The 14,698-nt window shown below is 56.0% G+C and carries 14 protein-coding genes and 1 pseudogene; 5 read left to right on the top strand and 10 right to left on the bottom strand.

The annotated features are described in order from the left end of the window. Position 1: 1 nt before the first annotated feature. From LJD29_RS13185 to LJD29_RS13170, 4 genes are read left to right on the top strand one after another with little or no spacing between them, the layout of a single operon-like run. Positions 2 to 775, top strand: a complete 774-nt coding sequence (locus tag LJD29_RS13185; protein ID WP_446742003.1) for a hypothetical protein — start codon at positions 2 to 4, stop codon at positions 773 to 775. 30 nt (positions 776 to 805) lie between these two features. Next, positions 806 to 2,191 carry a TolC family protein gene (locus LJD29_RS13180; protein ID WP_446742002.1) on the top strand — a complete coding sequence of 462 codons (1,386 nt, stop codon included), beginning with the start codon at positions 806 to 808 and terminating at the stop codon, positions 2,189 to 2,191. Between the two features lie 12 nt (positions 2,192 to 2,203). Then, positions 2,204 to 3,409: an efflux RND transporter periplasmic adaptor subunit gene (locus LJD29_RS13175; protein ID WP_446742001.1), complete on the top strand. Its 1,206-nt coding sequence runs from the start codon at positions 2,204 to 2,206 to the stop codon at positions 3,407 to 3,409. Between the two features lie 21 nt (positions 3,410 to 3,430). After that, positions 3,431 to 6,595, top strand: a complete 3,165-nt coding sequence (locus LJD29_RS13170) for an efflux RND transporter permease subunit (protein ID WP_446742000.1) — start codon at positions 3,431 to 3,433, stop codon at positions 6,593 to 6,595. 75 nt (positions 6,596 to 6,670) lie between these two features. On the opposite strand, the gene LJD29_RS13165 is transcribed toward LJD29_RS13170, so the two are convergent. The 5 genes from LJD29_RS13165 to LJD29_RS13145 all read right to left on the bottom strand — a co-directional run bounded on the left by LJD29_RS13165 (position 6,671) and on the right by LJD29_RS13145 (position 9,658). Further along, complete coding sequence (locus LJD29_RS13165; RefSeq protein ID WP_446741999.1) at positions 6,671 to 6,829, bottom strand: hypothetical protein; 159 nt, start codon at positions 6,827 to 6,829, stop codon at positions 6,671 to 6,673. Between the two features lie 89 nt (positions 6,830 to 6,918). Then, entirely contained in the window at positions 6,919 to 7,800 is an 882-nt protein-coding gene (locus LJD29_RS13160) for an asparagine synthase-related protein (RefSeq protein ID WP_446741998.1), read from the bottom strand. A 141-nt stretch (positions 7,801 to 7,941) separates the two neighbouring features. Further along, positions 7,942 to 8,751, bottom strand: coding sequence for an asparagine synthase-related protein (locus LJD29_RS13155; protein ID WP_446741997.1), 810 nt, complete (start codon positions 8,749 to 8,751; stop codon positions 7,942 to 7,944). A gap of 12 nt (positions 8,752 to 8,763) precedes the next feature. Beyond that, positions 8,764 to 9,147, bottom strand: coding sequence for a lasso peptide biosynthesis B2 protein (locus tag LJD29_RS13150; RefSeq protein ID WP_446741996.1), 384 nt, complete (start codon positions 9,145 to 9,147; stop codon positions 8,764 to 8,766). Next, complete coding sequence (locus tag LJD29_RS13145) at positions 9,122 to 9,658, bottom strand: phosphotransferase family protein (RefSeq protein WP_446741995.1); 537 nt, start codon at positions 9,656 to 9,658, stop codon at positions 9,122 to 9,124. Before LJD29_RS13145 ends, LJD29_RS13150 begins: the two co-directional genes overlap by 26 nt. A gap of 173 nt (positions 9,659 to 9,831) precedes the next feature. On the opposite strand from LJD29_RS13145, the pseudogene LJD29_RS13140 reads away from it, so the two are divergent. Next, positions 9,832 to 11,035, top strand: a pseudogene (locus LJD29_RS13140) (IS3 family transposase). Positions 11,036 to 11,185: 150 nt separating this feature from the next. On the opposite strand, the gene LJD29_RS13135 reads toward LJD29_RS13140, so the two are convergent. The 5 genes from LJD29_RS13135 to LJD29_RS13115 all read right to left on the bottom strand — a co-directional run bounded on the left by LJD29_RS13135 (position 11,186) and on the right by LJD29_RS13115 (position 14,670). Further along, positions 11,186 to 11,695, bottom strand: a complete 510-nt coding sequence (locus tag LJD29_RS13135; protein WP_446741994.1) for a DUF4142 domain-containing protein — start codon at positions 11,693 to 11,695, stop codon at positions 11,186 to 11,188. Positions 11,696 to 12,667: 972 nt separating this feature from the next. Continuing rightward, positions 12,668 to 13,456, bottom strand: coding sequence for a DUF2252 family protein (locus tag LJD29_RS13130; protein ID WP_446745901.1), 789 nt, complete (start codon positions 13,454 to 13,456; stop codon positions 12,668 to 12,670). Then, positions 13,444 to 13,794, bottom strand: a complete 351-nt coding sequence (locus tag LJD29_RS13125; protein ID WP_446741993.1) for a DUF2252 family protein — start codon at positions 13,792 to 13,794, stop codon at positions 13,444 to 13,446. The genes LJD29_RS13130 and LJD29_RS13125 overlap by 13 nt, the downstream gene beginning before the upstream one ends. A 363-nt stretch (positions 13,795 to 14,157) precedes the next feature. Further along, entirely contained in the window at positions 14,158 to 14,469 is a 312-nt protein-coding gene (locus LJD29_RS13120; protein ID WP_446741992.1) for a Rossmann-fold NAD(P)-binding domain-containing protein, read from the bottom strand. A 42-nt stretch (positions 14,470 to 14,511) separates the two neighbouring features. After that, positions 14,512 to 14,670 carry a DUF3309 family protein gene (locus tag LJD29_RS13115; RefSeq protein WP_446741991.1) on the bottom strand — a complete coding sequence of 53 codons (159 nt, stop codon included), beginning with the start codon at positions 14,668 to 14,670 and terminating at the stop codon, positions 14,512 to 14,514. Positions 14,671 to 14,698 lie beyond the last annotated feature (28 nt).

Below are 14,698 nucleotides of genomic sequence, written 5' to 3'. Positions count from 1 at the left end.
CATGATCCATCGCGTAGCGCTTTCTGCCCTGCTCCTGTCCTGCTCCGCGGCACTTGCCCAGACAGCTTCATCTGGCCCCGCCTTGCAGGCCCCGACAACCATTCCCATTGTTTTCACGCGAACGATCAGCGCCGACCATTCGAAGGTCGGGGATACCGTATCAGCGAAGACGACACAGCAGGTTGAGCTTCCCAATGGAGCCTCGCTTCCCAAAGGCGCAAGGGTCTCCGGACATATCGCGTCCGCGGTCGGTTTTACCTACGACAAGACACCATATGCCCGCCAAAAGGCATCCGTTCTCACCGTACACTTCGATTCCGTACAGATTCGCGGCACAGCAGTGCCCCTCGATGTGACGGTTCGGGCCATGGCCGATCCGATCACCAGCCGCGAAGCGCTTCAGCCGCAGGCATCGGATATCGATTCGTCAGGAACCACAACACAGATCGGCGGCGACCAATTGACACCCTTCGAAAAAGAGGTGCGGAACGCAGACGGAGATGTCGTCGCTTACAACAAGCGGGGCGGCGTATATGCACACCTCATCGCAAGCGGTCGCTGTGATGGTAGCGACACGGAAGTCTCTGTCGGTATTTATTCTGCATCGGCTTGTGGGCAGTATGGGTTTGTGGGAACTGCAGCAACGGAATTCGGCTCTTCGAGCACTCCTTCCACCCTCACGCTGGTCTCATCGCATGGTTCTCCCAAGGTGTGGAGCGGAAGCACCGCGCTACTCGAGGTGTTATCGACTCAGCAGAACGTTGCGGCTCGATAGGCGCACAACATCCAGGAGAAGCCAAAAACAATGCTGAAGGTGGAAAGGCATGTAGACCACCGCTCGCCAGGATCGCGCAGCTCTCAGTGCAGCCATCGTCTCACGCTCATGCTGCGCGCATCTTTTCCCTTCGTTATGCTCGCTATGTCTTGCTGCGGTGAGTTGTTTGGGCAGGCGACAAAACCATCAGTCACAGCACAGGCCATGACGCTTGTGCAGGCTGAAGCGACCGCGCTTGCGAACCAGCCGCGTATGCTCGCGGCTCAGCTCAGAGCGAGGGCATCTGCAGAGCGGATTCGTGAAGCGAGGTCCGCACTCATGCCAATTGTCAATTTCAATGCAACCGGCGCGCAGGTTGCCGATACCGGAACTTCTACGGCCGCCGGCAACATCACGACATCATCCATTTCGGATCGGCTCGCCTACGGGGGCAATCTCTCGCAGCTTGTGATGGACTTTGGCCGCACCAGCGCCTTGATCGGCAGTGCGAAAGCCACCGCGCAGGCGCAGGGAGAAATCGCTACGTTGACCCGGGCGCAGGTCCGCCTGAATGTGCGAGAAGCTTTCTTCCAGGTACTGGGAGCGGAAGCTGTGCTACAGGCTTCCCAGGCTGCACGCGATAATCGTGCGCTGGTCGCACGGCAGCTCACTGCCCTGGCGAAGAGCGAACTGCGCTCTTCACTGGATGTACATTTCGCAAATGTCCTTGTGAGCGAAGCAGATCTCGCAGTGGTCCATGCACGGAGTGCGGTGGCTCAACAGCGTGCGCGTCTCGGCACGGCCATGGGTATGGATCAGCCTGTAACAGCCATGCTGGCCGACGAAACAAATCCTGGGCCACTACCTCCATCTCCGGATGAATTGATCCAGCAGGGATATTCGTTCCGTGCGGACCTTGGGGCCGCACAATCGCAGCAACAGGCTGCACAACACTTCGCGGCAGCTGAAAAACGCCTTAGCTACCCCACGTTGAATATCCTCGCAGCTGCTGGCCAGATCCCGTATCGCGATCGCACCCTGCAGGACAGTTATGCGGGGATCGGCTTCAATCTGAACGTTCCCGTGTTGAACGGTGGTCTGTTCGCAGCACGCCGCGCCGAGGCCACACAGGAAGCAGAGGCACGAAGCCGCGACGTTCAGGCCGTTCGGCTCGAAGTGAGTGAGCAGGTGCGGGACGCATGGTTTCGCGCCGACGAAGCTCAAAAGAGTCTGGATGTGACAGCGCGGCTGGTAGCGCAAAGCAAGGAAGCTCTGCACCTGGCCCAGGACCGCTACGATGCGGGACTCGGCAGCATCGTGGAGCTGAATGAAGCACAACTGAACGAAACCTCCGCAGAAATCTCAGCGGCCGACTCCAACTACACCTACCTGAGCAGGCGCGCTGAACTCGATTTCGCTGCCGGTCTCTTGAACTAAGAGGCACAACGCATGAAGCACGTGAGACATACCCTTTGGCTCAGCATAATCGCGCTGTCACTGACTGCCTGCCGTCAGTCTAAACAGCAGTCCGCCGTGCTAACCACCGTTCCTGTGGCTACTGTCGGGCCTGCGACGCTTGAAAACGACCTGATACTCACGGCTGAGTTTCATCCTTTCCAGGAAGTGGATGTAATGGCCAAGGTGGCAGGTTACGTGAAACAGATCAACGTGGACATAGGCGATCATGTCCGCACGAATGCCGTGCTTGCAACGCTTGAAGTGCCCGAGATCAGAGATGACGTCGCGCGGGCAAAGGCCGGAGTCGCCGCCGCTGAGGCTGCGATCGTAACTGCTCATGCTTCGGTACAACGCGCCGAAGCAGGCGCAAATATCGCCTCACTATCCTTCCAGCGCATCCAGGATGTGGCCAAACGTGACAAGGGTTTAGTGCCGAGGCAGGACATAGACGTAGCCCAGTCACGCAGCCTCGAAGCAACTGCACAGCTTGCGAGTGCCAATTCCGAACTGAAGGCGGCCCAGGAACGCAAAGCCGAAGCAGATTCCGAATATGCCCGCGCTCAAACGATGATGCAATATGCAACCATTCGGGCTCCGTTCACCGGCGTTGTGACAAAGCGCTATGCCAATACCGGCTCCATGATTCAGGCAGGCATTTCTTCACAGACGCAGTCCATGCCCGTAGTCAGCCTCGCACAGAACGATCTGCTCCGGCTCATTCTGCCGGTTCCCGTCGCAGATGTGGCCGGAATTCGCGACGGCGAATCCGTCGACGTCGACGTGGTTAGTTTGGGGAAAACGCTGAAGGGTAAAGTCACCCGTTACTCAAATTCCGTACAGATGTCCACGCGCACCATGGATACCGAAGTCGACGTGTCGAACCCGGACAATTTGCTGCTCCCCGGAATGTACGCTGAGGTTCACCTTCACCTGGCCAACCGGCACAACGTGCTGAGCGTTCCCATCGATGCGGTCGACGGTCTCGGCACCAGCGTGCAACAGGTATACGTCGTGCGTAACGGTGTGATCCACCTTGCAACCATCACCGTCGGCCTCCAGACACCTACTCACGTGGAAATCCTCTCTGGAGTCCGGGCTGGCGACAAGGTCGTCGTTGGCCGTCACACCGGGCTTTCAGATGGGCAACAGGTCGATGCGCAGCCTGCTGCCTACGAGTCTTCAACGTCCCAGTCCTAACGAAAGGAACCAGCGGGAAGCATGTCGGGATTTTCAATCCGTAATCCATATCTGATTGTCGTCGTATGCCTGGTCGTCATGATTCTTGGCACGGTCAGCGTTGCCGATATGCCGGTGGATATGTTTCCGCCCGTAAAACTGCCCGTCGTTGCAGTCGCAACGTTTTACTCCGGCATGCCGCCACAGCAGATCGAGACCAACATCACTTATCACCTCGAGCGCCAATTTACATTGGCGTCGGGCATCGATCATATGGAGTCGCGTTCCTTGCCCGGCGTTAGCTTGATCAAAGTGTACTTTCGCACCGGTACCGATCCGGATGCGGACGCATCTACTATCTCGTCGCTCGCGATGAGCGATCTTCGCGATATGCCGCCAGGCACGTACCCGCCCATCGTACTCAAACAAGATGCCTCCAGCGTTCCTGTCGCGCTTGTTCCTCTTAGCGGTGCCGGCTTGAACGAAAGCACACTGAAAGACATCGGCCAGAACTTTGTCCGCAACCAGCTCGCCAGTGTTCCGGGAGCATCGGTGCCACAGCCCTTTGGAGGGCGTTGGCGCCAGATCATGTTATATGCAGATCCTTACAAGCTCGAAGCCAACCAACTCAGCCCGATGGACGTTGTGCGTGCAGTCAACGACGCAAATGTCATCCTGCCCGCTGGCGATGTACAGATCGGCCGCTACGACTACGACATCTACACAAACTCAATGCTCAAAGGAGCATCGGACATCGCACAGGTGCCGCTCAAAATGGTTGGGCAGTCACCTGTTCGGGTCGGCGACGTAGCGACGCCGCAGGACTCATTCGGGCTGCAGTACAACATCGTCCGAGTGAACGGCCAGAGAGCTGTATACCTGCCTATCTTCAAAGCAGGTGCTGACTCCAATACCATCGCGATCGTAAATGGAGTGAGGGCAACGCTGAAGAAACTCTACGATGTTCCAGCATCTCTCACAAGCGAGGTTGTTTTCGATCAGTCCCGCTTCGTCAAAACGGCCATCGAAACACTCCTGCACGAGGGTGGCGTTGGACTCTTTCTGACCTGCCTGATGATCCTGATTTTCCTGGGCAGCATGCGAGCGACCGCCGCGGTCTTCTTCTCGATTCCGCTCTCGCTACTGGCTACGTTCTTCGTGCTCAATCTCGCGGGAAGCTCCGTTAACAGCATGGTGCTTGGCGGCCTGGCGCTTGCACTCTCCCGCCTCATTGACAATTCTGTCGTCGTACTCGAAAACATCTTCCGCCATCTGGAAGAAGGCGAGTCGCCACGGAAGGCGGCGGAAGACGGCGGCAAAGAGGTTGCGTTGCCAGTGCTCGCCGGCACGCTCACTACGGTGGTTGTGTTTTTCCCTGTCACCATGCTTTATGGAGTCAGCAGGTTTCTTTTTTCAGCATTAGCCTTGGCGGTAGTCGTCTCGCTGTTCGCGTCCTATTTTGTCGCGCTCACGGTCGTACCTCTATTCTGTGCAAACTTCATCAAGAGCGCCCATGGAGATGTTGTTCACGAATCGGCAGAAGAAGAGCGCAGCATCTCCCCTGCCGTTGCCAAAAGCCACCGAGGTCTGTGGGCACGGTTCAACGCCCGTTTTACCGCGGGCTTCGATGCCATGCTTCGTCATTACGACATCCTGGTAAGCAAGGCGCTTGATTCTCCTCGTGCAACACTGGCAGGTTTTGGCGTCGTTTTCTTGCTGAGTCTGCTCCTCTTTCCTTTGCTTGGTCTTTCGTTCTTTCCCAGAACGGATGCAGGACAGATGGTCATCCAGTTCAAATCTCCATCGGGCACGAAGCTTGATGCGACGGAACAGGAGGCAGCAACGCTCGAGGCCATTGTTCGCCGCGTGGTGTCTCCTCACGACCTTTCGATGACCGTCACGAACGTCGGTGTGGATCCCGGGTTCTCCGCACTCTTCTCCACAAACTCGGCTATGCACACTGGTTTTACTCAGGTAGCTTTGAACCCGGACCACAAGGTCAGCAGCTTTACCTACATCGATGAAGTGAAAAAGGCCATCGCGAAAGAGCTGCCCGAGCTACAGACCTTCTACTCATCCGGGAGCCTCGTCGACGGTGTCCTGAACATGGGAGCGCCCGCGCCCATCGATGTACGTGTGACCGGCAACGACATGACAGCCGACTATGCCACCGCCCAGCGTCTGGCCAGCCAGATACGCGCAGTGAGCGGCGTAGCGGACGCATACATCCCGCAAGACATCGACTACCCCTCCCTGCAAATTTCTATCAATCGCACACGTGCTAGCGAGTTGGGATTGAGTGAAAAGGAAGTAGTATCGAACATCATTACCGCTTTAACCTCCAATCAGATGATTGCGCCCAGCATATGGATCGATCCGAAGAGCGGGAATAACTATTTCCTGACCGTGATGTACAGGGAGGGCCAAATCAAGTCACTTGACGATCTTCGTGCCATTCCGCTTCACGGCGAACACATCAATCGCCCCACGCGCCTCGATATGGTCGCCGATATTCAACGATTCAACGCGCCGACAGAGATGGATCACACCCAGATCCGCCGGGTGATTGATATCTATGTGCGTCCCCAGAATGAAGACCTGGGCCGCATCGCTTCGCAGATACAGGCCATTGTCGATAGGGCGACTCCCCCGCACGGCATCGACGTAGCCATTACGGGAAGTGTCGCCTCCATGAATGCTTCTTTCCGCAGTTTCGCCATTGGTCTTACGCTTTCAGTGCTGCTGCTTTACCTGATCCTCGTCGCGCAGTTTCGATCCGTCGTTGACCCCTTCATCATCATGCTGGCGCTGCCGCCGGGAATCATAGGTGTGATTCTGGCACTACTGATATGGGGTACAACCCTCAATGTCATGTCGCTGATGGGTGTCGTCATGCTCGCAGGCATCGCACTCTCAAACAGTATTCTTATCGTCGAGTTTGCCCACCATCTTCTAAAGGCAGGAAAGAGCGTTCGTGAAGCGATCATCACCTCCTGCCGGGTGCGCCTACGTCCAATCCTGATGACCTCGTTGGCAACTTTGATCGGCTTGCTGCCGATGGCTCTAAAAATGGGCGAAGGAAGCGAGGCTTATGCCCCACTGGCTCAGGCCCTCATTGGAGGATTGACTCTTTCGGTAGTTCTAACGATTTTTTTGGTTCCGGCCGGATTTTATTTAGCTTATGGTGAACGCAGAGTCGAGCAGTAGCGAGAACTCGAAATGCATTGAAAATAAAATGGGGCGGACGGAAGCTTCTCCGTCCACCCCATTCTAAGTTGGCGGTTAGGCGTTCGCGACGTAGCCAGACGAAGCGGACTGCGTGTCCGCACCATCAGGGTTCAGGCCGATCTTCACGCTTGCGAAGACCGCGTTGGACTGCTTCTTAGCGAAGGCAGCGTTCGTGCTTTCGACCTTCATGATTGCTGGAGGAGTATATTTCATCGTGCACCTCATGTTGCTGAATTTCCGCGCGGAGCGAATTTCATGAGTCTTCTCTTCACACGGATCCCCTTGAGCTTCGGCAGGGATCGTTATGTCGTCACCAGGTCATTTCTTAGCCAGAGCTCGAGCCCGATCATTCTCATCAGCACTGGAGACTGATGAAAATTGGAACTTGAAAAAGCGGATAGGAATTTCCTCTCGTCGATGTACCCAAGGGAAGCCAGGCGCGAGCCACGAAACAGAGATTCGATCTCCACCCGATGCTCGGCAAGTAAGCGCGAGTTCGCCTGCGCGGGAAACGCCTTCTTTCTGCGTTCCAGGATTTCCGTGGGAAGGATCGCTCCCATCGCTCGCCGCATCAACGAGCGGCGGTTTTCGGGACTTCTGATCTGTTCCGGAGGCACCCGCAGAACAAATTCCACCAGTTCCCTATCGAGTAGTGGATAGCGGTATTCATACCGCACCGTGATCGCCGGAAAACGATGGGGCTGTGTCTCGAGGAGCGACGTCCACATCATCTCGCCTTCGAGGCAGCTTGGCAGAAGACCGATGCGATCCCTTCGCATGCGATTGCGTTGTTGAGGAAACGCCCTAAGAAGATTCTGGGTGTACCAGCGTGGATCGCTATCACTCGTCCCATTCCAGCCAGAGTACCTTTTGAGGCTGAACCCAACGACCTCCGGAACAAGATGGAGGATCGGTGCCCTTTCTGTCAGGCACCAGGCGACGGATTGCTTTAGAAAACGATGAAGCTTTCCTAATACCAGCAGATCTGCCAATTCCGGAAGCGGATTGATCGGGCCACCCAACAACTCGTCTCCGCCAATTCCCGAGACCACCGCCCGATAACGGCCGGGTTCTATTGCGTTCTCGAGTCGTTCTTCCCGTGCCTTAGTGCTCGCATCGGCTCCAGGGAGTAAGTATTCCCTTTCGGGCTTCTCGAGCGTCCGAGCTGAGAAGAGTGCAGGCACATGAACGCCGGCCTTCCCCCGCTGCCGCTCCATTGCGGTGAAGTATGGTCTCTCATTCCAATTCAACTCCGAATCGTCGTAGTAGGAAACCGTATCGATCAGCTCGTCCGAGGTTGCCCCTGATTGCCTGCGTATCCAGTCCTACATGGTAACAATCGAGCTTGAATCCAGACCTCCACTCAATTGGGCAATTACCGGTTCTCCCGGAGCGCATCGCCGCGCCACCGCTTGCTGGAACAGGGCGAAGAAATGTCGCTCATAGTCGACATCACTCGTGTAACGAATCTTGTCTCGGAACAGTGGAGTCCAGTATCGAACTGCTACGCGGTGACCGTCCTTGAATCGCAACCAGTGGGCAGCAGGAGCGGCTTCGATGCCTTTGTAGGGCGTCCGTTCTCCGATTGGGAGATTCATGAGATAAGCGGCAGCATACCTCTGATCGAATACATAGGTCTTGGCATTCGCCACGAAGGTCTCGAGGTGCGTGGACCAATTGACTCCATTCGCTGTCTGTTCGAAGTAGAGTGTTGGGCTGCCGGCATGATCCCGCGCGAGATAGAGAGACCGCTCCTTAGCTGACCACAGAGCAAGCGACCAATCGCCCAGTAGGTGCGCAAAACAGTTCTCTCCCCAACGTTCAAAGGCCTCGAGGACAATTTGGGAGTCAGCCGCGAGCGAGGCCCGTTTTCCAAGCAGACCGGAGAGTTCGTCCCTATTATCCAGGCGGCCGTCCCAGCTCGGCATGCAGGCTTGCTCGCCAGCGAGTGGTTGCTTCTCGATTCCGGACAGCTTGTGAGTGTGACACACCTGATATCCCATTCCAAGTTGCTTCTCAACGAATAAGGAGCTGCCGTCCGGCGCATAATGCTCCGTCCGAGCACTGAGCGCCGTGAGTTCATCCATCTCGATCGGCCGTCCATCGAACGTCAGCTTTCCGAAGATCGTACTCATACCGATTCCCTCTCAGCACCGTTCCAGCACGCGATAAACCTCTGGCAGCTTCTCGTCATCGCTGACGACCTTGCCATCTATTTCCACCCCGGCATGCGACTCATATGGCAATACCTGCACTCCGATCACAAGGCTGGCATCAAAGCCGTGCCGCCGCAGAAGCAGTGTCGACGCCGCCGAGCGTTCGAGCAGAGTGGTCTTCCTAACAGAAAAGACGCAGGCAAGGTTGATCGCTAAGTTCAATCTCTCCACCGATAGCGGAAACCGCAATTTCGACGTTCGTACTTTCTGACCACGAACATATCGATGCAAGGAACGAAATCCCAAAACATGCAGTCTCGTCTCGACAGACAGGAGTAGCAGCCAGCTCTCAACAACTGACAGCTTCGCCCTCATTTCCAAAGGACGACAATCGCTCGACAGATTTCGTTCCTTGCGTTCTACCAACGACATCACAGGCCCCGGATGGAATCGGATTCGACGTGCGATCCAGCTTAGTGACAAGCCTGCGCGTAAACTCCCAACGCGCGCTTCTTCGTTCCGACGAAGGCAGCCAATCTCCACGCCCGTGTAACGCTGATATGGCGCCGAGCACCGGAATGTACGGAAGAGATTTCTCTAGGGCCGCTGTCTGTCGGGTTTGCCGCCACGTCATCAGATAAAGACGCTTCAGGTTCTCCGAATCAAGATAGGACGAGTCGGCGCTTCCAGGCGCACCCAACTGAAGCAGTTGCGGGAGCGCTGCCACGCAAGTCCCCACATACGTCTCGCTCCAATCGATGAACTGACATCTTCCGTCCACGGTTCTGACAATGTTGCCCAGATTCAGGTCACCATGGAGTACCGTTTCGGGAAGGTCAAGGTGAAGAATCCGTTCCAGACATTCGGTGACATATTCGCGAATCATTCCGATGCGGCCTCTTAATCCATAAACCTCATGCAGGGACGCTGAGCCCAAAGCCTCGGAAATGAAATCGAAGAGCTCCGGCAACCGACTCAGAAGCACGCTTGCGCGCAGTGGTCTGCCCGGCGAAATTTGTCCCAGACTGAGTGATAGAGACTGAGTACGAGGAGCAGGATATGCCGAGGGGCAAGAAGCATAGCGCGGAGCAGGTAGTGAACCTTCTTCGCCAGATCGAAGTGGGAGTTGCGAACGGGAAGACGACGGTTCAGGCCTGCAAGGAAGCATTGATTACAGAGCAGACATACTACCGCTGGCGCAAGGAGTACGGCGGCTTGCAGGTCGACCAGGCGAAGCGGTTGAAGGAACTCGAGGCGGAGAACGCAAAGCTGAAGCGGCTGGTTGCGAACCTGAGCCTGGATAACCTTGTGTTGAAGGACTTCGCCTCGGGAAACTTCTAAGCCCGGCGCGTCGGCGACAGGCTGCGGAGCATGCGCGGCAGCGACACGGTCTCACGGAGCGACGAGCGTGCCGTCTGGCTTGTCAGCCACGCGGCACGCAGCGCTACCGGCCGACGCAACGGGCGGATGAAGATCAACTTACCCGCGCGATCGTCACTCTGGCTGGCCAGTATGGCCGGTATGGCTATCGACGCATCACGGCGCTGCTGGTGCATGCCGGCTGGACGGTCGGCACGGATCGCGTGGAACGGATCTGGCGATGCGAAGGGCTGAAGGTCCCGCAGAAACAGAAGCCGCGTGGCAGGCTGTGGTTCAACGACGGCTCGTGCGTGCGGCTGCGTCCTACACATGTGAACCATGTGTGGAGCTATGACTTCGTGAGTGTGCGCACGCACGATGGCCGCATGGCCAGGACGCTGAACCTGATCGACGAGCACACGAGAGAAGCGCTGCTGGTGCGGTTCGAACGGAGATGGTCGTCTGCGAAGGTTATCGGTGCGCTGGCCGATGCGATGGTGGCCAAGGGCGTTCCTGGGCATCTGCGATCAGACAACGGGCCCGAGTTCGTTGCGCATGATCTTCGCAAATGGCTTGCGGATACGGGCGCGAAGACGGCCTACATCGAACCTGGCTCTCCTTGGGAGAACGGCTACTGCGAGAGCTTCCACTCCAAGATGCGTGACGAGTTCCTGAACGGTGAGATCTTCTACTCGATGAAAGAGCTGCGTGTGCTCGCCGAACGCTGCGCAAGCACTACAACACCGTCCGCCCGCACTCCTCGCTGGGCTATCGACCACCAGCGCCAGAGGTACGGCTGGCATCGACCACTCGGCAGGCGGAGGAGCCGTTCGCTACGCTCACGCCTCCTCCGCCTGCCATATCCTGCTTCGATCCGAACTCGGAGATCGCTGCGCTACACTAACAATCCAACTGTACAAAACTTCGGTCAGGCCACCACCAGGATTATTAGGACGACCAATATAGCGATGAGCATGCTTTTCCTCTCTTGATAGCTTACGTCTCCAAAGGCCCAGCTCGTGCTGGGCCCTTGCGCTTGAAATTGTCATACCAGTTACAGCTTTTTCTTCAAGTCGTAGGCCATATTCTTGTGAGCAGCCACGACCGTCTTGCCCTTCAATACCGCGGCGCGGAATTTTACATCCTTGGTATCTTTTGCCTCTGAAGTGAAGTCCCTCAGCGCAGTGGCGTGGTCGCTCACCATCTCATCGATGTACTCCTTATCAAAGTCTCCACCTGACAGGCCGTTGAGCTTCGCATATTCCTTTTTGTGATCGTCGTCCAAGTCTGTCGGGGGCGCGATGGACCACTCAGTAACAAACGGTTTCATCTGCGCCGAGAGTCTTTTGTGCTCAACCACCATTTTGTGCGCGAAAGCCTTGACATCCGCATTTGAGGCCTTCTCTTCCGCGAGTTGGCTGAGCTTAATCTCATTGACACCGGACTGGGCGGCAGTGGCGAGAAACTTCTTATCATCGTCTGACTGCGCTCGTGCGCCTATTGTCACGGACAGCGAGATTATCGCAAGGGCGGTACAGCAGAGAGTTGTTTTGGGGGTGCGCATGGGTGCTCCGATGGTGGTTTTAAAGTGCAAACACATTCAATGGGAATCTTCGTAACGTCAGTGAGTTGCACGACGCTCAAAATGTTGTTAACCCCACAAGGGACACAGAAAGACGTTCGTACCACCGCTGGCGATCAGTCCTCTCGCGCCCTCCATTGGGCCTCGTGATGGAAGCAACTGCTCCGCTAATGCGGACCAAAGCCACAGGTTCATCCAGAACCCATCACTGCGACAATCCATGTGTGTACTCGTACGGCAGCGAAGAGTCAGTCAAGCGAGTTTTCAACGCAGGCTTAAGTTTCGCGACTGCCGATCAAGGGCTCCTCAGCTTAGGCCACCGAGGGGCTTTTCCTTCCAATGTTAGTGGGTCGCCGACTTGAACCTTGAAACAGGATCGACTTAATCATCGGTCGGCATGGGACGGTGCGTCGCATTCGCTTTCCGGGTTTTTCGGTCTTCCACACTCTTCTCATTTTGAGAAGTGCGGGCGTGTGAGTCCCCCCTCTCCTAAAGGCCCCTTGAATGCCGACACAATTCTCGACTCACCACAATGACGGCAGGTTGAACGGATGCGTATCGTTCGTTCACAGCCGTCCAGATAGTCCGAGCATGATGCCTCATGAATGAATGACTGACTCATCGAGGCTCCGAGGCAAACTTCGCCAAGACGCGATACTCCTCCGACATTTTTGCTTTTTGGGGAAATAGCGTAAGAATCGAATACGAGTACCGGACGGAAGTCTAAATCAGCAAGGCTGGCCACGGAGCGGAAGGCGCAACACGGTGCGCTTTGTGCGGGCTGAAAGGTAGATTGGCTCATAAGCCCTCGAGAGAAACGCGCTCGCCTCAGCCGGACGATTAGACCGAATACTCAGCGGGATGCTGCCGCCTCGCCATGCAGAATCTAGTACTGCAAAGCAAACCTACGGCAGTGTTCCAGATATGCGACTTCATGTTCGGCGATGAGTGAGGTTACGCACTCCCACAGCCAACTGGGGCATTCAGATCCTTTGGGTGCCGGCTGCCGAGCGTGGCCAGCCACTTAGAGCGCATCTTTCGATTCATCTGCCGGCCATGCGCCTTGCCCACGACTCCGGCTAGAAACCTCGCGATATCGACAGCTTCATCGCGGGTCAAAAGATCTAAATCAAATTTAAGATCCTGGGGCATCAGCTCTCTCATTACAATGTCCTTTCGCAAAAGCCTAACGGCCGCCATTCTCTCCCCAAGATTTGGAGATAGAGCGCACGCGCCCTGCACTACTCGCTCGGCATCCGTACCGGCGAAGCGCTCAATAGAAGGCGCAGAGGAAGCCACGGCTTCTTTTAAGTCAACGAGACAGTAGCTTCGATTCTTTTCCGGGCCGATTCCTGCGAGCACCGCGTATCGCAGCCGGCCAAGCGAGCTGCACCCCTTTACCCAATATGCGGCATCGATCACTCGTACCTTGGCCGAATCCTTCCGGCCTTTCAACCCGGTGATCTGGTTGGTGACGTCCTTCTCTTCAAACAGCTTTTTGATCGCTCCTCGCTCCTGGTCAGTGAGGGTCCAAAAGCGCCGACCGAGCGGAATCTGGGGACGCACATCTTCGATCCTCTCTTCGGCAAGATGATGCCATTTCCTGCGGCGGGACAGATGAAGCACAGTCCGAATGGGATCGAGCTTACCCTGCATGGCGATGGCTGTCTTTGGAGCCTTGAGTGCGCTCTCATTGCCAATGATCATCTGCTCCATGATTTTAGCGACGGTTACCCCCGGCAGATCAGAGCCCCGTGAAGCCGTCGCCAGTGAAAGAGCCAGGCGGATAGGTCGTGTGCAGGGTTGCCGATGACAGTTTGATCCAGATCCCGAATCTGAATTTCGATCTTTCCGTTGGCATCCGCGAGAGGGCCGATATTGCCGACGTGACAATCGCCGCAAATCCAGATGGTCGGCCCATCGGGGATGATTTTTCTATTCCGCCTCAGCCAGTCATAGAAGTTGGCCGTACTGCCCCTGACATAGGCATGGGCGGACTCAGCCATCTTAGCCTGTTGACGCTGTTTGAGGATTTCAGGGCGCTCGTCTGGACCGGCCCCTCGCTTTGTTGGAATCGGCATCCGTCAGTTTTATCATTTGGTAAGGCTCAAAGCGTGCGGCGCGGTTGGAGGGCATTGCTCAACACTGAGTAGCTCGACATGCCAAACACGGCAAATCCCAGTTTTCTCTCATGAATATGATTCACTCATTCTTAAAACGGGAGCGAAAGTACCACTCGATAAGTCCTCGGTCGAAGCTCCGCGAGCCTTAAAGCGAAGTGTCTGGAGTTCTTTAGTTCAAATTCCTTCAGCTTCAACTCTGATGGTCACCTTGATCAGGCGCTCGCCTGGAACGTAATTCCGGAAATCGCCGAGGTTTCACACGAATGAACGACGCCGCAACTTTCGCGGGCGACGGAGATCCCGAGAAAAATGTATCTGCTTCTAGAACTCGTGAAGATTTATTAAGGGAATATCGTGAGGGTTCGAGTTCGCAGCCCCATCTTTGAGTTCAACTGGCGCCACATAGAATACCGCGTCGATACCATCGAGCGCTTTCGCGACAGCTTTGGCGTCGCTCAACTCCGCGATTGCAACTTCGTGACAGCCGCGTTTTAGAGCAGCCTCTTCATCGTCTTTTTTGTGAACCAAACCTCGAATATAGCTCGATCGCTTGCGCAACTCGGCCGGCACCAAACCAGCGGTCGGCCCTGCAGTACCGACCACTAAGACTTTGAGCTGAGATCGTGACATCATCTTGAGATTCCTCTGAGTGTTTGTCTCCGCAGAAGTGCATTGTTAAAGTCGTGAGCGGCCTCTTCCAAAGAGCAGAAAGAGCAAGACGATGATCAGGACAAGGTCGAGTCCTCCGCCACCGTAGTAGCCGACGCCAGGTCCCATGTAATATCCACCGCCGCCAACAGCCAGAATGAGCACAATCAAAATGATGATGAGCATAGTTCCTCCGTTTGTCTGATTCGTTGTC

The organism is Silvibacterium acidisoli (genome assembly GCA_022870745.1).
Classification (GTDB): Bacteria; Acidobacteriota; Terriglobia; order Terriglobales; family Acidobacteriaceae; genus Silvibacterium.
Note: the sequence above shows the minus strand (reverse complement) of the source record. Positions and strands in the feature narration are given on the sequence as shown.

Bases quoted from the DNA above. Each gene is read 5' to 3' on its own strand.
- LJD29_RS13165 (WP_446741999.1), bottom strand. From the start codon at position 6,829: ATGAAATATACTCCTCCAGCAATCATGAAGGTCGAAAGCACGAACGCT.
- LJD29_RS13125 (WP_446741993.1), bottom strand. From the start codon at position 13,794: ATGCCGATTCCAACAAAGCGAGGGGCCGGTCCAGACGAGCGCCCTGAA.
- LJD29_RS13150 (WP_446741996.1), bottom strand. From the start codon at position 9,147: ATGAGGGCGAAGCTGTCAGTTGTTGAGAGCTGGCTGCTACTCCTGTCT.
- LJD29_RS13155 (WP_446741997.1), bottom strand. From the start codon at position 8,751: ATGAGTACGATCTTCGGAAAGCTGACGTTCGATGGACGGCCGATCGAG.
- LJD29_RS13175 (WP_446742001.1), top strand. From the start codon at position 2,204: ATGAAGCACGTGAGACATACCCTTTGGCTCAGCATAATCGCGCTGTCA.
- LJD29_RS13170 (WP_446742000.1), top strand. From the start codon at position 3,431: ATGTCGGGATTTTCAATCCGTAATCCATATCTGATTGTCGTCGTATGC.
- LJD29_RS13120 (WP_446741992.1), bottom strand. From the start codon at position 14,469: ATGATGTCACGATCTCAGCTCAAAGTCTTAGTGGTCGGTACTGCAGGG.
- LJD29_RS13185 (WP_446742003.1), top strand. From the start codon at position 2: ATGATCCATCGCGTAGCGCTTTCTGCCCTGCTCCTGTCCTGCTCCGCG.
- LJD29_RS13180 (WP_446742002.1), top strand. From the start codon at position 806: ATGCTGAAGGTGGAAAGGCATGTAGACCACCGCTCGCCAGGATCGCGC.
- LJD29_RS13135 (WP_446741994.1), bottom strand. From the start codon at position 11,695: ATGCGCACCCCCAAAACAACTCTCTGCTGTACCGCCCTTGCGATAATC.
- LJD29_RS13115 (WP_446741991.1), bottom strand. From the start codon at position 14,670: ATGCTCATCATCATTTTGATTGTGCTCATTCTGGCTGTTGGCGGCGGT.
- LJD29_RS13145 (WP_446741995.1), bottom strand. From the start codon at position 9,658: ATGATTCGCGAATATGTCACCGAATGTCTGGAACGGATTCTTCACCTT.